Consider the following 20,097-nt stretch of genomic DNA (forward strand, 5'->3'; position numbering starts at 1 on the left):
CTGACATTAGCGCTAGTTTTGGGTATTGATATTAAGGGATTGTCTATGGTCACCTACCCATTGCCCTATATATAGTTGCTTAATTTAGTTTTTCGAGTTAGTCAAGGTGCGCGCCTCCAAGGCCGCGAGCAATCCCTCGCGGCCTTGGGTCGCACCTCAGGGTGAAGGAAGCTCAATCTCAAGTTCTTAGGTGCGCTTTCCGCATCTAATTATTAAATTCGCCACGGGTCGCACCTCTATAGGTGCGCGCCTCCTAGGCCGCGAGCAATCCCTCGCGGCCTTGGGTCGCACCTGTTGTAACCAACTCTACCTCTTCTCTTGTAGTAACCAATGTCTAGATTTTTCCGGCACATATCCCGAGTTGCCCGCATCCTATCAACTATTCTGCTGACAATCATCAGCCATTTCGGGCAGTTTCGACGGCGCAAGCCTGGGCATAGTAGGCTTTCTAAGTACCGGCGAACCAAATTTAGACTCCCTTGGCGAATCATTGGTCTTGGCTTAGGGTTAGTCTTTTTATCCCTGATGGAATTAACCTTGCCTTCTCACCATCCTGTTGATGCAGCCAATACCGCAAGAACCATGCAGCTACCTCTTTATACTCAAGGATCACAACTACTTGATTCCTTAGGTCGCCCGATATTACTCAGAGGGGTGAACTGGTTTGGGATTGAGACAGACTTGCATGCTCCTCATGGGTTGTGGAAACGAGACTACAAGGATATGTTGGCGCAGATCAAAAGCTTGGGCTACAACATGATTCGGCTGCCGTTTTCTATCCAATCCCTAAGGGCTTCAGAGGTCAGTGGGATTGATTTCAACATCGGTAACAATCGGGAGCTTTATGGTAAATCGCCCTTGGAGGTCATGGATGCCATTATCAAGGAAGCCCAGCAGCAAGGGATATTAATTTTGTTGGACTGTCACCAACTCAATGACCAAGTTATTCCTCCATTATGGTACGGGGATGGGTTTACGGAAACTGATTGGATAGAAACCTGGAAAATGCTGGCAAATCGTTACCGTAATCAGCCCAATGTGATTGGCGCAGACCTGAAAAATGAACCCCATGGTCAAGCCAGCTGGGGGACAAACGATCTCGCTACTGACTGGCGACTGGCAGCACAGAGGGCTGGTAATGCCATTCTTGCGGTCAACCCCAAATGGCTGATAGTTGTTGAAGGTGTGGAAAAGAATGTTCCAGGTCAACGACTAGCGACCCATTGGCATGGGGGTAATCTGGAAGGGGTTAGGGAATATCCAGTACGTTTGTCTAATCCCAAGAAGCTGGTCTATTCCCCCCATGAATACGGCCCTGGAGTGTTCAATCACTCTTGGTTTTCAGAACCGAGTTTCCCTAACAATTTGGAATACCGCTGGGAAATTGCTTGGAACTATATCGCTAGACAAGGCATTGCGCCGATTTTGATCGGAGAATTCGGTGGTAAGGAGGTGGACCCTAACTCAACAGAGGGAGTGTGGAAGCGGCGGCTGGTAGATTACATTAATCGAAACAACCTCAGTTTTGCTTACTGGAGTTGGAATCCCAATAGTCGTGATACTGGCGGAATCCTGCAAGATGATTGGCAGAGTGTGCAGGCTCCTAAGCAACAACTGCTTCAGGGACTGCTAATTGCCAACAATTTCGCCCCGAATGTGGGAGTTGCTCCGATTATCCCCTCAATTTCGATACCACGACCCAATTTCCCACCAGGCAGAACCAAACCAATGCCCACGCCATTGCCGAATTCCCAACCCAGCTCAATCGGGCAAATACCTCCAACGCCAAGTAGGCAGCCATCCAGAACAGTGGCACCACTACCTCCCCCTCTATCTAATCCCACACCCAGGAGCGTGGCACCACTACCCCCGCCTAACCTGCGTACCAACCCAGGTGTAATTCCACCTTTACCTGCACCTTTACCGAGTAGCAACCCAGGTGTAATTCCACCGTTCCCTGCACCATCACCAACTGTCACACCAACTCAAGTGACACCCATTCCCCTACCGTCACCCCTTGCTAATCCAGGTGTAAAGGAGCCACTACCTTTACCATCCCCCAGTGCCAAACCTAGGGACAGGGCACCTTTACCTTCACCACCATCTGATACCAACCAAGCTTTAAGGGAGCCAAGACCAACACCTGAAACTAGCCCTAATCTCCCTAACCCTAATCTCTCTACAAGGTCACAAACTCGAAACCGTGTCTCTTTAAAAGTGGTACCTAACCTGCATTCAGATTGGCAAGAAGGATTTTGCATCGGCATACAGGTTATCAATGAGGGCAGTACTCAGGTTGAAGACTGGGAATTAACATTCCAAATGAATCAAGCTGCGATTAACAATAGTTGGAATGGTAATTTCCAACCCCGTAACAGGGAAAACTCTCAATCCTCTAAAGACTATGTGGTCACCCCGCTGGATTGGGGACGATTGATCGAACCTGGTCAAAGCCGTCATTTGGGATTCTGTGCCAACAAACTGGGGTCTGACTACAAACCCAAGCAAATGTTGGCATCAGGGCAATGAAGGTTGAATGGGATTGGCCTACGGCCACGCTACGGGATTGACCTTAGGTCACGCTACGGGATTGACCTTAGGTCACGCTACGCGAACGCATCGCCCTGGCACTACTTCCTGAATCACCCAGAGAGCTTTAGGGTTGTTGTTACCCCGTGAGCTTTCAACCTTCAACCTTCAACCTTCAACTAGAGTACCTTCAACCTTCAACCTTCAACTAGAGTACCTTCTAGAGTACTTTCAAAAGCTGTTTAATTTTGGTCTCCTGTTTTTGCTTTAACTGATCTGGGAACTTCAACTCAATGGCAACTTGATCGGATAAATCTTCGACATCCACAATTTGAGCCAACAATCGCTGTGGTAACTGGTTAGTTGATTCCTGACTCAATAGCAAGCCAACGAAAGGTTCGTCGTGCTCCATTCTCCGTAAATCTTCTGGTGTGAGCAATGGACTAGTTTGCTCCGTGGTGTCAGAATATGCAGTGCTGCGGTCTAATTCAACCCGTAAACTCATCACTCCCATTTCAGTTGCCCTGCCACTGTAAAACTTACCTTCCCAATAAAGCTGAGCCGTAGCCCTAATCTGTTTACGCACCTTAGTACTACTTTGGGTGTTCAATTCTCGGAAGGAACGGAATAGACCAGTGGCTAGGAAGCCTAATGATCCCATGGGTCGGTCTGCGATCGCACGCTTCTGGGAATACCACTCCCGAACATCGGAATAAATTACTAGGGTTAAATCATCTAGCTGAGCTTGAGTGGGGTTGATAAAATTAATCGCAAGGTGAACTTGATGGTCACTAATGGGTGTCTTCCGGATAATTTGTCCAGGAACAAGGGCTCGTCTGCCGTAATCTCCGACAATTTCAACGTCTACTTGATCAGGTAGGTTAGGCCAGCTATCTAAGGCAATTAAAACTCCGCTTTCTGAGATATTAACCGTTTCCGCTGGCCAACTCTGGTCAGGGGTGTGAACTGTCACCGCAAGGCGTCGTGGCAGGCGGTGTTTGGGGCGTTGTTGGGGTTGTTCAAAGGCAACCAACAAACCTGCTATCAGCAGAACGGAGTTAAAGACGCACCACATGGCGTTAACCAAGACCGCCTCTGAATCTTCTGGGCGGAGCAGCAGCCAAAAGGGAACAGCTAGTAAGGCAGCAATCACTAGAGCTGTGACTACCAAAAGGCCCTGTACTGACTGCCAATCAAAACTCCGTTTACTAACCGATACCCCCTTGTCAGTTACATTAAACGAACCTAGCTTGGGGTTAATCACCGCCATCAGAGTCACATACCCTGTCTGGAATGACATCACAAATTCAAACACCTCGTTCCAGAAGGAAAACCGAACCTGTTTGTAGGTGACATAGTTAGCATTGAGACCAATCAGTAGATGGGGGAGGGCATAAAATAAGGTTTCTATCCCCAAACCCTGAATGGGATTTATGCCAAACAATAGGAACAGAGTGGGAGTTACAGCATAAATCAGCCGGGGAAAGCCATAGAAGAAGTGGGAGGTGGCTGAAAAATAGCAAATTCGTTGGCCTAAGGTGAGATGTTTTGCCTTCCAGTTCAACAAGGGGAATTCTAGCCGTAGAATCTGAGCCATTCCCCTTGCCCAACGCACTTGCTGACCGACATAAGAGGCAAATGTTTCAGGGGCTAAGCCAGCAATCATAATCTGGTCATAGTACACTGACTCATAACCTAGTGAATGAAGCCGGAAGGCCGTGTGACAATCTTCTGTAACGGTTTCAACCGCAATTCCCCCAATCTCCAGCGCATGGGTTTTGCGAATTACGGCTGCTGAGCCACAGAAAAAGCAAGCATTCCAGAAGTCATTGCCCTTTTGTAGTACTTTATAAAAGAGTTCATTCATCACTGGAATCTCACCCTTAGTCTGCAGATTTCGCTCAAAGGGGTCCGGGTTATAGAACCAGTGGGGGGTTTGCACAAAGGATACATTTGGGTTGTAGAAAAAACCCACCGTACGCATCAGAAATTCTCGCGCTGGGATGTGATCGCAGTCCAGAATCAATACCAGATCGCCCTTGGTAGTCTTAAACGCTGTGTTGATATTACCCGCCTTGGCATGATCGTTGTTAGGTCGAATCAGCATTGTACAGCCGATTTCTTCGCACATCCGCTTTAACTTTTTGCGACGCTCTGGATACTTTCTGCCATCATCTAAGACATAGACTTGTTTTTTATCCTCCGGATAATCCATAGCCAGAGCCGCTAGTGCTGTCTTGCGGACAATGTCTACAGGTTCGTTGTAGGTCGGAATGTAAACATCAACACTGAACCATTGCTCTTGAGGATAGTTAGCCAGATCAACAGTTTCTCGGTCTTTGATTTTTAGGGTTTGAAAATAAGCTAGCACTAGGGTTAGAACTGCATACAATTCCGCCCCCAACAACAGCACACAGAAAAACCCGTTGATCCAAGTATCAAAATTCAGGGTGTAGGCAAAGCGATAGTATAGGTAGCGCATGGTTGTCACCAGGCTCAGCCATACTAAAAACAGATGAAAATACTCATTAACTGTTTTGTCAGATTGTTTGGCTTCAGTGCGCACTACCACTTGACCAACCAAGATGAGTGCGATCGCTACAACCCCCTGTTGCCTGACTGTTAGGGGTGTAGTAATCAGGGGTATGGATAGCAACACCAGCAGCAAAATCAGCCACCACAAGTGATTCGACCCTAGCCGTGCTAGGACTCGGTCAAAAAACCGAGGTAGGCGATCAACGAGTAATGTAATTACAGGGGATCGACGAGGGCGATTTTGCCTATTTCTCGATCGTTTAAATAAGGAAAAAGACATAGCAATTTATAGCATTTTGATTTGAGATGTGAAACTAATATTGATTAACAAAGGGAACAGGGAGCAGGGAACAGGGAACAGGGAACAGGGAACAGGGAACAGGGAACAGTAAAGAAGTATTTTTTTGTGTTATTTATAAATCAGCATTTAGTTTTATGATCTATTTTTAAATGCTAGATACTTTATCTACTAATTAGTGATTAGTGATTACTCATTATTCAGTCAGTGGACTTTTTATCTAATCCCATTTAATAGACAGACAATAGTAAAGACTAATCAAGAGTAAAGACTAATCACTAATTCCTAATGACTAATGACTTTTTTGATCTGTCACACGCTTGAGGTACAACTGGCTAATGCCATAAAACAGGAAGGTGACGCCCAGAATACCTAAAGCTAGGAACCACCAGTTTCGTTGGAGGAAGAATGCTGCTTTACTGAGGGCGGAGGTTTTTTCTATGCGCTTCTTAGAACGGGCTAGTTCAAAAAACTCTAGCTTATAGGCATCGGGGTCATAACCAGCAGGGTCTTGTTGATAACTACTAACTAAAGCCGTATCCTTCTGCAACTGGTAGAACCAAGAATCTTTATTAAGAATCTGCCGCACCCGGTCTAAGCCATTTTCCGTTTGACCACTCAAAGCCAAAAGTACCCGCTGATCGTTATAGGGAGACATGATTTCTTTAATTACCCCTTCACTATCGGGTAGAGTCTGGACACTAGCTTCACCCCACTGACGTCCTAGAGCATTACTCAAACGCAAACCACTTGACTCAAATACCTCTGGAAAGGGAAATTCCTCCCTGGTGCCAATTCCGATTAGATTGCGCTTCTTCCTGATCTGATCAGGCAATTGTTCAATGGTGTAAACATCCAGCTGTACTGAATCTGCCTTACTCAGACGTCCTAAACGTTCACTCATAGCAAGAAGGGTGAGCAGATCGGTATCAGATGGTCTCTCTGACAACACCATCGCTGTATTAGACAAATCTTGAGGAGCTGCAAATGGGTAACCTGCTTGCAACAGTTCTAGATTAGGTAGTTGAACTGAGGGCTCGCGATTAACTTTGAAGCTGGTCTCAGCATGAACCGTACCGGTTAGTTGTTGATCGGTGATTTTACCACACTCCTCTGGTTCCCTGGGGTTCAGCCGGAAAGCGACTTTGATTTTAGAGGTTGGTTTAATCAGATTGGCAGGAAGATCCACTTTGAGGGTTTCTCGCTGTGAGCCATCCCTCTTAGTCAAGCGTTTACCACCAATAAGTACATCATCTAGTAAGACTTCTACAGCAGAGGTTCGAGGATTGACCTGGGGACCATAGCTGTAAACTAAATTCATGGAACTGCCCCGTTTAAACCGATCATCCGGTAAGGCACGAAAATCAAACTCTACCGGTGGTGCTCCACTGCCTCGCACCGTCACATCCTTAAAGGGTTTACCATTGGGCTGAGTAGCGATGTCTTGGAGAGTAAAGGAATTTTCTTCTGGCAAATAACCAGGCCAATTTCGGGAGGATGGTATTGGTACATCCCGAACCTGATCCACGAAAATTAATTGACCTGTGCCAAGTTTACTGGTATCTGGCTGTACTAAAAACTGGGCAGCCTTTTTCACGCCATCTGGGCCATTGCCAGTCACCACCAAGACCGGGTTACCGCCATCATTGACTGTGGTAAGTGCTAGCACACCGACATCATCGGGTAAGGGAATCTGATTCCCATCTAAAATCTGATTTCCGGAGAAGGTAAAGGGCAGTGCTAAAGACTTCAACATCGGTTGATCCCCAGGAGTCCCAATCACAACTAAACTATCGCCCCACTCTAATTCGTCGATAGTCTCTACCAAACGGGTAGTAATGGGACGGAAGTCAGCCAACCTGCCTAGGGAAGCCTGTAAACGAGGGGCAGCAGTCAACCAAGATTCTAAGGAATCCACGGATCGGGTCTGGGCATTCCCCTTCGGCAGCATATAAGCCATGCGATTGGCATCTAAGCTGAGTTGATCAAAGAAAGGATAAGGATAGCGACTGAAGTTTAGGGGAATAGGTTCAACTTGGTATTGGAAGATTAATTTGGAATCTGGCAAAACCTCAGTCCACAACGTAGCATCCCCTCCATCCGTACAACCAGTGGTGTTATGTTGCTGGGCTACTAGGGAAAGTTCATTGTAGTCCTGGATCAGGGTGGTTGGGATAGCAAACATGACGTTAGCCACCTGAGACTGCTTGCGATTGAGAGGGACACTGGCCACACTGGTGCCATTAATCCGCAAGGTCAGGTTAGAGCGATTTGCCATCAGGGCTGGTGAATGCTGGAAGCGGATTAAGGCTTTGGCGGTTTTTACATTCCAACCCCGAGGACGGGTAAAGCCCAGTCTTGCTTCCGAATAAACCCCCCGCATCCGGAGGCGATTGCCTACAATCGGAGAGCGGTTAAATTGCAAGATGTACTCACTTAATGGGATATTCGGTGTAGAAGCAATTGGATTTGGAGTAGATTGGGGCTGTGAACGAGGTCGGGACTGGGAGCGGGATTGGGTCCGCCGTGGCTGAGATCGGGCAGCTGGCCGAGGTCGGGCAGGAGCAACCCTTGCTGGGGCTGGATTAGAGCGTCTTCGTGGTGCCGCTGCTGGAGCAGCTTTTGGTCTGGGTCGGGCAGCTGGCCGAGGACGAGGACGAGGTTTAGGTTTGTAGACTGGAGCCTTAGTGGGGGTTTTGGGTAAGGTGTACTTCTGGATGAACTGGTCTTCCTGTCTTCTGAGATTACCCTCCCCTTGAGCTCTGGTGAGGGTAGTACCTATGCCTAGGGTTAAGACCATGCTTGCACATAGCAGCAACAAGGATAATCTAGGACCATAGAGAGCACGTCGTTGATGATTAGTCGTAGGATTTTGGGTTTGGGAGCGGCGAAACAAGAATTTCATAATTGTAATAATAAATAATACTAGGAGAATACTAAGAGAACCATTAATTTATCAAGATAAGTTGTATTGCTTAGGCTTAACTTTAACGATTGAGACCATTTTTGTCACCTGTATCACCTGATTGATAGGTATAGATTGATCGGTATAGTTATCGGTATAGATTGATCGGTATAGTTATCGGTATAGTTACTGGTATGTTTAAACTATTCCCGTCTCTAACTGGGATTTAACAGGTTGCCGTCGATGGCTGTGGTAGGCAATAACCCTAACCAAGCTAAGTTTTGGGTATAATAGGCCGATTGATCATCCCAAATCCCTTCCTGATATTGTGGTATTAGTTTCTGCTCTATCAATTCCCTAGCCATGGCTGGCTCAATTAAACGTAGGGCAGAATAAAGCATGGCGTATTGGGAAGTGGCTTCGTAAGTCACCGTTGGTTTACCTTGGATGTCAATCCTGGCGGGCAGCCTTGAGGAAGAGCGCCACAGGGATTGCAAATGCTGGGTGGCAGTACCGAGATAGGAAAATGCTTCTGGGGTATTGAACCAAGCTGCATCCCAAGCAACCCTCCACCACACTCGGTAGGCATCAAAGCTGTAAGAGGTTTTGAGTGGACTGTCTGGTGGCAATGGCTGAAATTGACCAGTTTCGGTGTCAAGGGCGACCCAATCGCTGGGTAAGCCTACAGCAGAAACCTGGGAAGACTCTTTTAACACCTGGTAGCTACTATCCACCAAACTTAACCAGTCATGGTTGGGGTCAACTTGGGCAAAGAGACGAAAGGAGAAAGGAGCAAGATATGAGGGGTTGAGATATACAGTTGATGGAGAAGGCACAAAGGCTGCTACAGGTCCTGGCAGAAGATAGCGCTTTCCCCTTACCTCTTTGGTGGACAAGTTCCAGAGATCTTCGAGCTTAGTCAACGCTAAATCCAGGTATTCCGGACGATTCCAGCGACGGTAAGCCAGAATTAATGCTGTTGCTGCATCAATATCGGCATCGCTGGCAAAATTTCTGTCAATCGCACCCCAGTTACCGCTCTGATCACGACCCCACTTCCAAACCCAGAGTTGATCTTCGAGAGTACCATTGCTTCCTGAGCGCTTGAGATTGTTTTGAGACCATTCTAAGGTCAGGGCAAAGGTGGTGGGGTCATCGGCAATGACCGCTCGCAGCATCCCATAGGCTTGCCCTTCCGAGGTTGAGCGATCGCTAGCTTCGTAGTCGATGACTCGCCCGTCTTTTTGAATAAATTTCTCTTTGTATACACTCCAACTTTGTGCTATGATGGTACTTTCGTCTATAGAAAAAGAAGTCTGGGGAGCCTCTGGTTCAGGATACTCACGGTAGACTGAAGACGTTTTACTTGGTGATGACTGGGGTGGTGAAGGAGTTCGAGATCGTCTTGACAATTGATGGGGAGCACAACCCAATTGACTCAACATAATGGTGACAGTAACGATAGAAACGCTCTTGGTGCGACCCATAAATAAATGTTGACGGCTGTTGTATGACATCGTGAATTTGCGGCTCTTACATTTACTCCTCAAACATAGTTGGATACAAGCCTCTAGATTTATCCAACGTAGTCTTTTAAGGGAAGAAGTCTGAACCTAAGCCTAGCCTAAAAACCTCAGAGTTCAGAATTGTTGAATTCTGATATTTGGTTTAAAAGTCTGGATTATTCATTTGTGAATATAAAACTGCCAATTTTTAAGTGTTAATTGCCATTTGGGATTTTCCCTTGCGATACCTTAATCCTTTATACTTCATCCTTGACAGTTCATTCTTCATCCAAGACACTTCACCCTTTATACTTAATCTATACTTCATCCTTTAGACTTCACACTTCATCTAGACTTCATCTTTTATCCTTAATCAAAACGTTCCCAAGGCGGTTGGAAACCCCTGCGGAACAGAAATCCTTCTTGGATTTGCTGTCTCTGACGGGACAGGGTAGCAGTACTAGACCCTCGACTGAATTCCTCCAGTCTTAGCTGTTCCAACTGTTCTAGGGCTTTGACTTTGAAGTCTTCAGTCTGATTTAGTCCAACTAAGGCACGACGTACCCCAAAATCCAGGGGTTGGATCGCAAGACCTCGATAATAGAGTTGCTTGGCCGAGTCAAAGCGTCGTTGTTGGAACCGAACACCACCTAAAGCGGCAATAATCTCAGTGTTACTGGGTTCTGCGGTCAAAATCACCTGATAGGCGCGTTCTGCTATGTCTAACTGATCGATCGCTTCTGCCAATCGTCCTTGCAACAAGTATGTCTGAACGGAGTAGGGAGCCCGATTGACTAATTCAATCACCTGAGCTCTAGCTAATTCTGGACTGCGCTGAGCAATAACCTGAATTAAACGGCGGTTTACTGGTATGTTGTCTGGTTCAGATTGCAGCAGCGAAATGTATAGGGGTTCCCGTGTGGGATTCGCAGGTAGAGCACCAACTAGAGCAAAGAGTTCTGGGGGCGGAAGCACATTGCGTTGTGTCTGCAACCAATAGTATACAAATGCCTCAGCTTGGGATTCTGGAATCAGATTCGCGTCATAGGCAATTGTAGCTCGTGCTAGCTGTAGGTTAACATCACTAGGATTTAGCGCGACTAGTTGGTCATAAATTGCCACAGCTTCCGCTGGTCTATCCTGTAGGATAAGTACAAATGACAATCCTTGCAATGCACCATTGAGAATATCCCGTTCTGGTGGGTTGCTGGCAATTAAGGCTTGGTAACGCTGGCGGCTAGCAATCCAATTCCCTTCACGACGTTCAATATCTGCTGCTAGCAACTGTACTGCTAGATCGTTAGCTCCCTGGGGTGTCGCGGTATAAGTAGCCAAAGCATTTCTGGCTGAGATTAAGTCATTGGCTTCAATGTAAAGTTGAGCGATCCGAAAGTACAAAAACGGCGCGTTAACCCCAGATGCCAGGATAGTTTGGTAAATAGATAGAAATTGTGGCCCCGGCGGCTCGATCGGGATCAAGGCGTCTGCCACCGCTTGCAATTCGCTGGGTTCAGTAGGTAGGGGAATCAGTATGGTCGCGAGACGGTTGCTCAATTCCGCTTGAGAAATTAACCCGGTCTGACGTTCCAGACCCACGATCTTAATCATGAGACTACGGTTATCCGGTTGGAAGGCAAGCAGTTGTTGGTAAAGCTGCAATGCGCTTGCTTGTTCACTGGGTATGCCTGTAAACACATCCGCTGTCTCCCGAATTAAGTTAGGGTCATTAGGATTCTCTGCCAATGCTTGACGGTAGAGCATCGAGACTTGGGGTTCCAGGGCTGGATCTTTATTTTTATTGCGAATTTCATTTAGCGATCGCGCTAAGGGCAATGTGGCTTGGGGTAGACCTTGTAAAGGCTCTAATACTGTCAAGGCTTCAGAGAGTTGTCCATTTTCGGCATAGGCTTGGGCGAGGGCGGCTCGGGTTTGGATGCCTAGGTCATCAAGCTGATCGATGATGGCAAACCCCACTAACTCGTTTTCCAGAACCTGCACCGCCTGAGCCGCATTGCCAGTTTGCCTTAAGGATTGGGCATAAGCCAGGACAGCATAGCCACTAATCACATTACCCGTCGCGAGGTATTGGTTAAAGAGTTCCAGACCCCTTTGAGGGTTACCGTTGTAGGTGTAAACTTCTGCTGCCCCTACTAGGACATCTGGACTAGGATCCGTTTGCAGCACAATTTCATAGTCTGCGATCGCCTCACCAAATCGCTGCTGATAACCATACAGCAGAGCTCGCCTGCCACGAGCTTCTGTATCATTGGGATTAATATCGAGCAAGACCGTAAGGGCTTCAATTCCCTGAGCCTGCCATTCTTGTTTATAAGTCCCCAACAGACCTACTGCACTTAGGGCTAACTCATTGGTAGGGTCTTGAGCCAGCACCTGTTGATAGGCATCCCAGGCTTGGTCAATCAATCCCTGTCGGCGGTAGGCGATGGCGAGGCCAATCTTGGCATCAATGGATTGGGGATAACGCTGGACAGCTTGCTCAAACCCTTTAATTGCCTCCTCCACTCGTCCTTCCCTGAGCAGATTAAAGGCTCTGATAATCGGCACCGGAATAGTTTGAGCTTGAGCTGCCTCAAGGCAAAAGGCTAGAGGGAAAAGGGAAACAGTTAAGGGTAAGAGGTAAACGGTCAAGGGTAAGAGGTAAATGGGTAAGGACTTTACCACACGGCGGCACGGATGGCAAGGTGAATCCAGTCCCTTTGCCTTTTGCCTCTGACCCGAGGATTCTCCGCTCTTTATGGGGGGTAAGCCTTTTCCCTTGTTCCTTTTGCCTTCCTCTAGAATCATCTTTCCGCCTCCCGGTCGTCTCCCCCTATAATCTTTGATTTAGCGGTGAGAGGAAAGGGAGGACAGAGTTTAATGCCTATAAGCATAACCATCTTTCCTGTGAATACATTGACAATATTTATGACTGATACCCTGCACCAGTCCTGATTTAGTTGAAATATTAAAAGAGCCTGATTTCCGGGTCGCAACTCTTCCCACATAAGTACCGATTTTTTTGCCTTTAGTTACAACGGCGCGAACAATATCTCCTGTTTGAAAACCTTTATGAATCTTAGTTCTTGAACAGTAACGGATAGGAAACCCATACTTGTTTGTTCGACAAATTTGACGAGTCCCGTGACCTTTAGCGGCAATAAGTAAAGGTTGATAACCCTCAATAATTAAAGTATCAACTTTGCCAACATTTGCGGCATCCAGCCAATGAGTTTTAGGTAGGTTTTGACGACATCGGTTGAATTTAGTCAAACCACCACTCCCGACTTCAACAGGTAATCCGATTGATTTCAGTTCATGGTACAACTTCCAACGAGTTGTGTTAACGGCAGCCGCATCAGTTAAAGGTCTTTTGGCTTGAGACAAAACCCGTTTCAACACGTCAGGTTTTCCAGATAAGAACTGTTCGATTTCTTGAGCAGACTTAGACTGATTGCATGAATGACACGCAATAGCTAAATTAGAGACTCTATTAGAACCACCTTTAGATAATGGCTTAATATGCTCAATCTCTAACTGAGTACCCGTTGTCCCACAATAGGCACATGTTCGATTCCATTTTTCGAGTAGATATTCTCGAAGCTCGTAACCGTAGAGCGTACCTTGCTGATACTCAATGCCAGATATTTCGGGATTTTGCAACTTCTGAGTGTCAAATCTAACCAACTCTTGAGAGATTCCTGCAATGGGACATAAACGAGTTAGTTTTTTAACCCAAGTCAAGATGTTATGAACTCTAGACATTAGGCTAGGAGCTAACCAGCCTTCTGGTCTAGACCGGTTAAGAAATCTAGGCTTGCGATACCGAGTTTTGCGGTTACGGCGAGCACACCTTAGTTGCCTACGAGAAGTTAAGGCATCTCGAATTTGAAAACCTCTGTGAGTAAGTTCACCGCCCCAAACTATTCGGTTACCTTGAACAATTGCTAAGCCACTTGTTTTGGCTCCGGGGTCTATTTTCAATTGTGACCCGTGGGTTATTGGTTCTTGTATTTCCTCCGTTAAAATTATAGTAAATGGGTAACGACGATAGACTTTAGCTTTTCCTGTCGAAAGTAGAATTCTAGCTCTCGCCGGTTTGCATGGATCTAAAGGTTGTCGATTTGAGTTAAGTACAAATACACGCATAATTGTGTTTTCTCCTATTACTAGGGTAAAGTTAGCTTAGTCAAAGTTATTTCTCGGTACTTTCGAGATCGCACTGACTTAACTCAACTAGGTCTGTTTAACGACCGGGTTCTAGAGCTGGGGACTAGCTACGCATCTCCAGGTATGAACACTAACTCTCAGAAATAACGTAGTTCTGTAAGAACCTAGACTGGTAAACTATGAGCTTGAAAGCTCCCGCTATAGTCTGTTCGCGCAGCGTCGGCTACGCCGAAAGACTTAGCGGTGAGTTGTTTACTGAGTCAACCTACCTCTAGGAGTTACATCAAAATCGGTTTTCAATCGAAATCCGGCAAACGTTTCCTTTAAACTATTGCGTTGCTGAAGGCTAAAACCAAGCCGCACATTCGGTAAAAATTGGAAATCGTAGTATAGCTCTAACACATCTGGTACATCATCCCCATTTTCCTGGCGCAATTCCTCATTGGAGAGGTCCCGACCATAGGCTAATCCTACCCGGTCATTCTTAGAAAACAAATCCAAGAAGGTGATTCCGAAACTGAAGGTGTTTCCCTCTTCATCCAAATCCCGGTTGCGGTAAACCCCATAGCGACCAAATATGCCCATATTCAGTTCAGGAATAAACACTTCGCCATTGACACCAAATGCTTCTTCATCATCATTCTTGTTGATGCCAAAGTCATCCCTTCCCCGTTCGATGGAGAAAATTTCCCGGAAGCCACTATTGGCACCACCATCTCTGCCTGAGGCATAGGTTCCTCGCACGATCACATTATCGTAGCGCAGACCAATTTCTCCAGCCAAGCCATTGAGGTCAAATCGCTCCAGACTTTCAGCTGATGAAAACAGAGCAACTTTGCCTTCTATATTGTCTGTCACTGCCCAGTTAACCAATAAACCTGGACGAGATGCGATCGCAGTAGCACTCAAGGCTGGATTAGTTTGAAAAACTGGATTAAAGAAATGGCTTACCCCATCCTTGGCAAAACTATTCCGATCAAAGTAGGAGGTTAAATCCAACTGACCGACAGAAAAGCGCAGAGTGGGTAAGGTGCTAGCAGGAGCAGCGGTAAAGAACAACTGATTGATAGTTGCCCCTTCGTTAGGTGAGTCTACCAATTGGTCATTTTCGCTAGTCAGATCTAGGGTAGCTCCAAACAGGAATTGGGGCGTTAGCACATAGTTTCCGTCCAAGCGAGCTCTGGCTACTGAATTTTCCCCTTGATTCACGAAGCTGCCTTGGAAACGCAAGGATCCTGGGGTGAGAGCGGTGGTAGGCAGCAACGGGCGACCGGGGGATTGGGCAGTTGGGGGAGAGGTTGGTCGATTCAGGTTTGAGTTAGGAGCCGGTGGCCAGGGTTGTAGTGCTGGTTGGAACAAGGGTACTTGACCAAAGCCAGGGGTGTTGGGATTTGGCACCACTGGGATGGGAGTGACTTGCCCTGGTAGCGGTGGTTGGGGTGTGGCTGGGAAAGGAGACTGGCCAAAGCCAGGGGTGTTGGGATTTGGCACCACTGGGATGGGCATGAATTGGCCTGGTACCTGCCCTGGGGGGGTTGCCGGGAAAGGAGACTGGCTCAAGCCAGGGATGTTGGGATTTGGCACCACTGGTATCGCCATGACTTGCCCTGGTACCTGACCTGGAATATTGTTCAAATACTGTAGCTGACCTAAGCCCAAGCCATAACTACTGCCCCCGATCGGAATGGGATTGATCGGCACTACTGGCCGGGGGGCTGGGGAACTTCTCAGATAGGGCAACTGACCTAAACCTGAATTGTAAGGACTACCCCTCATGGGCATGGGATTCACTGGGGCTGGCAGAGGAGCGGGCATGGGTCTCGGGTAGGGCAACTGACCGAAGCCAGGGTTATAGGTAGTACCTCCCATGGGAATGGGATTGACTCGGGCTGGCAGGGGAGCGGGTGTAGTTCTCAAATAAGGTAGCTGACCCAAGCCAGGGTTATAGCTAGGGCTATAGCCCTGGCTATAACTATTTATCCCCTGGGGGGTAGACATGCCGAACCCTGCCGTCGGCATCAAGAGTACCGTTTGTGGTACGTAGGGCAATTGACCAGGATTAACATTATTCGTACCCATACTCGTACCCAAGGGCATCGTTCCAGTTACTCCTGGCATCATCGGCATCAAGAGTACGGTTTGTGGCACGTAAGGGAAATAGCCCCAATTCGGGTTAGGAGTATTGCTTCCCAACGGCATTGAGTTAGGAAGTGCTGGCAATGACGCTGGTGTCTTGCTTTGTGGGAAAACAGGCAGTTGTCCTACCGCTTGGTTTTGGTAGTTATTCAGAAATAGGGGTGTGGCGGTTCCTTGCCCTAACTGTTCCGGCAGGTTTGGTGGGGAAGGAGGCAGTTGCTTGAATTTTTTGGGAAGTTTACCAGCATTGGAGGGAATTGGCCCTGTTGGTACTGGCAAAGGTTCGGTTTTTGCTTGGGAGGTTGTCTGCTGGTTAGAGCTAGAGTTGGGACTATTTGGAACTAACTTCGGAATGAGGGATGGCAGCAGCTGATTACAGGCTGTGTTTGTTTGGCAGTTGCTCCAGTTAGCTGGGACTACTCCTTGCAAATCTACACTCGAACTGCTGCCATAGGGCAACAGTTGGGTTAGCAACTTTGTGAACTTTATGTCTATTTGCTCTAGGTTTAGCGTCGATGATGACACTAGAGGCTTTTGAGGTGATGGCGTTAAGGCTAACTGGTCTATTTTGCTGTCAGCTTTACTGTCAGCAGATTGCTTCTGGGTAGCTAGCTTAGAGTTAGCTGCTTTGGTCTGTTTTAGTTCCGACGACTCTAGGACTGGTGAGCTTAGTTTCGAGTTAGCCTCAGGGTTATGTCGATGAGAAACTTTAGTTTTATTGGCCAGAGATGACTTTGGTAACCCATCCCTGTGTCCCGGTTTTAGCTCCAGTTTCCCTGGTTTTTGAGCCTGTTGAGATAACTCAGGGATTCTCAAACCAACCTTTTTGCTAGTGGTGATGTTTGGGGAAGCCGACGTTTGGGCTTTTCCAAAGGGTGGGATTGACCTAGCTCTAGACCTGGCATAGGGTGACCTGAACTTGGGTTTAGTCCGTTGTCCTTCCTGGCGGTTACCTCTAGGCTGGGCTAGGGTAGTTCTGTTTTCTCTACCGTTACTGCTTAGTAAAGCAGACTTTTTGCCTTTGGGCCGTGCTGGCATAACTTTGGCTATCTCCCCTGGCTGGGGCTTAGCCGTCGGCTGGATTGGAGCAGCTACGGTTTTTTGGACGGTTTTTTGGGAGGCAGTCCTTGGGGTAGCTGAGCTTTTCCTTGACTGGCGTGAGCCTAACTTACGCTTAGCTGCTGGTTTAGCTGATTGTTCAGTCTGGGGTAAGACGTGCGGCGGCACAGCTGAAGTCAGTTTCCTGGTGGAGTTAGTCCTTGGGGCAGAAGACCTTTGGGTCTTAATTGGCTCAGGGATTGTCTCCTGTTGACTTTCAAGCTTTCCTAGTGCTACAATTTTGGTTTGGGTTACTTGTTCACTTTCTTCACTAATGGATTGCTCTGAATCCTTGCTCTGATTTGTCCGGAGCTGCTCTAAGAACTTAGTATGTTTAGATAGGGTAGTTGCCTGGGCTGGTTCAATGGCACTGAAGGACAGCATCCAGACTACGACGAATGACCCAGTACTAAGCAGTTGCATCCATAGAAGGACATTCTTGACTATCCATCTCAGACATTGACTAGTTGTTTGATGGATTGTCTGGGTTTTTTGCCTAATCAATCCTTTCTGTAAACCCTGTCGCCGCTCTAGGAAAGGGCTTGGTTTTGGGCGACTCATACTACCTCCACTCTCATTGATCTTGCCTGACGACCAGTTATGGTCACAATTTTAGGGCACACCCAGTTCTAGATTATTTTGGCTCAGATTTGTTGAAAACTGAACCAACCATAGCTCAGATCCCTAGGATTTACTTGGACTGTTAGTGATCTAAGCCAAAACTATCACCAAAATTACCATTACTAGAGTTTAGTGCTTAGCTCCATTTGTCGCCAACTAGATCACCCTTGGGTTAGTGATCTAGTTGGCTGATAGTCAATGGTTGTTGGCATCCATGAAGCCATTAAACCATCAACACACATATATAATCCCCCCCATAGTTAACAACCAAATAAGTTACCTGACCTACCCTGTTGGGGTAGTACCGATTTTTTGGTAGGACTTTAACACTTGCCGATCACCTAGCCAATGTTAATGGCAATTACTGGTCAGTTAACTCAATTTAGATGCTTGATGCCCCCTTACCAACCGTGCTGGGTGCTGATTGGGGTTTTGTTGTTGATCAACACCAACAATAGTCTTAACACAAAGTTGTTTGCAAATCCCAACAACTAGGATTTTTACCTTTGGGGTAGTGGTGTGTGTATTTAGCTAGTATTAACAAAATAACTGAGGGGTCAGACCCCTCAGTTATTCTAGTACAAGATTTCACTTATGGCAATTTAGAGATCACGCTCTGCAAGCTGGCTATCACAAACATTCTAAAGGTGCGCTCTTACCATTAAGATTTTAATTCGCGTGATTGTCGCACCTAAAAGATGCCGCTAATTTCGTGATCAAAGGGCTCCAAGAAAGTCCTGAACCCTGGAGCAGGAAGTAACAATACAACTTGATTTTACCCACTCAAAAGTAAGTCGGGAAGTTTAAAAGGTAAAGTTGTCAGATACAGTTAATCAGCTGGTCTGACAACTTTACCTTGACAATCAATCCTCGCTCTATGATGAGGGGATATAGTTCAACGACCAATTCCCAAATAGGAGAAACCAGCACGTTCTAGCTGGTTCCGATCTAGGCAGTTACGACCATCAATGATCACCGGATTATTCATTAGCTGAGCCATCTTACCATAGTCCAGCTTCTGGAACTGATCCCAATCTGTAACTAAGACTAAAGCATCACAGCTATCAGCCAACCGTTCTGGATCGGTTTCGACAATCACGTTAGATAGACCATGACGCATGCCAGTTTGGGAAATAATTGGGTCATAGGCTTTGACCTTGGCTCCGAGTCGGTTTAGTTCCTCCACCAGATTTAGAGCAGGAGCATCCCGCATATCATCAGTATTGGGCTTAAAGGTCAAGCCCAACAGGCCCACTGTTTTACCTTTGAGGATTTTCAGCTCTTTCTGGAGTTTTTCAACCGCAAGTAGACGTTGGCGTTTGTTGACACTGACAGTGGCTTTGAGCAAATCTGCTTCATAACCGTAATCTTCAGCGGTATGGAGTAGTGCTAACACATCTTTGGGGAAGCAAGAACCACCCCAGCCAATTCCTGCTTGTAAAAACTTGTTGCCAATCCGGGAATCTAAACCAATTCCTTGGGCAACTTGGGTAACATCAGCACCGACGCGATCGCAAATATTGGCAATTTCATTAATAAAGCTAATTTTAGTAGCCAAAAAGGCATTAGCCGCATATTTAATCATCTCAGCTGAGCTGAGGTCTGTAGCTAGCACAGAAACTGGGGGAAGGGATTTGTCTTCAGCAAACTGACGTTCGACAATTGGTTGATACAGTTCCTTCATCATTGCGATCGCTTGTTCGCTATTGCCTCCTAGGACAATACGGTCTGGATTAAAGGTATCGTAAACTGCTGACCCTTCTCGGAGAAACTCTGGATTACTGACCACATCAAAATCCGCCGTAATGTCTTCGGCTGGTTCAGTTTCAGCTTGCCCTCCTGCAGTTACCAAAGATTTCTGGCGTTCAGCTACCCCATCTAGGACAATCATCCGTACCCAATCTCCAGAACCAATGGGTACCGTTGATTTGTTGACAATTACTTTGTAACCATCCTTGAGATGGGATCCAATCCCTCTGGCAACAGCTTCCACATAACGAGTGTCACTTTCTCCGGTAGGTAGGGGGGGAGTTCCCACTGCAATAAATAAAATTTCCCCATGGTCTACCCCAGCCGCCAAATCTGTGGTAAACTCAAGTCTACCTGCATTAGCTGACTCCTGCATTATTTCCGACAGTCCCGGTTCATAGATGGGGGACTGTCCAGATTTCATCAGCTTAACTTTTTCTTCGTTGTTGTCTACACAGATTACATGATGACCGATATGGGCTAAGCAAGCGCCAGTTACTAAGCCCACATATCCTGTACCAATCACACAAACGCGCATGGACCTATGCCTCAAT

8 protein-coding genes are annotated in these 20,097 nt (G+C 46.9%); 1 reads left to right on the plus strand and 7 read right to left on the minus strand.

Annotated elements, in window-relative coordinates; genetic code table 11:
* Positions 1-330 precede the first annotated feature (330 nt).
* Entirely contained in the window at positions 331-2,529 is a 2,199-nt protein-coding gene (locus tag AC4II3_RS07350) for a cellulase family glycosylhydrolase (protein WP_488006613.1), read from the plus strand.
* A 220-nt stretch (positions 2,530-2,749) separates the two neighbouring features.
* Here AC4II3_RS07350 and AC4II3_RS07355 read toward each other — a convergent pair whose 3' ends face one another.
* From AC4II3_RS07355 to AC4II3_RS07385, 7 genes are all read right to left on the minus strand, one after another.
* Entirely contained in the window at positions 2,750-5,344 is a 2,595-nt protein-coding gene (locus AC4II3_RS07355) for a glycosyltransferase family 2 protein (protein WP_488006615.1), read from the minus strand.
* A gap of 310 nt (positions 5,345-5,654) precedes the next feature.
* Positions 5,655-8,267 carry a cellulose biosynthesis cyclic di-GMP-binding regulatory protein BcsB gene (locus tag AC4II3_RS07360; protein ID WP_488006617.1) on the minus strand — a complete coding sequence of 871 codons (2,613 nt, stop codon included), beginning with the start codon at positions 8,265-8,267 and terminating at the stop codon, positions 5,655-5,657.
* Positions 8,268-8,482: 215 nt separating this feature from the next.
* Complete coding sequence (locus AC4II3_RS07365) at positions 8,483-9,784, minus strand: family 8 glycosyl hydrolase (protein ID WP_488006619.1); 1,302 nt, start codon at positions 9,782-9,784, stop codon at positions 8,483-8,485.
* A 357-nt stretch (positions 9,785-10,141) separates the two neighbouring features.
* Positions 10,142-12,577, minus strand: a complete 2,436-nt coding sequence (locus tag AC4II3_RS07370; RefSeq protein WP_488006621.1) for a tetratricopeptide repeat protein — start codon at positions 12,575-12,577, stop codon at positions 10,142-10,144.
* Positions 12,578-12,646: 69 nt separating this feature from the next.
* Positions 12,647-13,918 (minus strand): RNA-guided endonuclease IscB, encoded by a 1,272-nt coding sequence (iscB, locus tag AC4II3_RS07375; RefSeq protein WP_488006623.1) that lies wholly within the window; start codon positions 13,916-13,918, stop codon positions 12,647-12,649.
* Between the two features lie 273 nt (positions 13,919-14,191).
* A complete protein-coding gene (locus AC4II3_RS07380; protein ID WP_488006625.1) occupies positions 14,192-17,734 on the minus strand; it encodes an atrophin-1 family protein in 3,543 nt (1,180 codons plus the stop codon).
* A gap of 955 nt (positions 17,735-18,689) precedes the next feature.
* Entirely contained in the window at positions 18,690-20,081 is a 1,392-nt protein-coding gene (locus tag AC4II3_RS07385; protein WP_488006627.1) for a UDP-glucose dehydrogenase family protein, read from the minus strand.
* Positions 20,082-20,097: the final 16 nt, after the last annotated feature.

The organism is Moorena sp. (assembly GCF_982860115.1).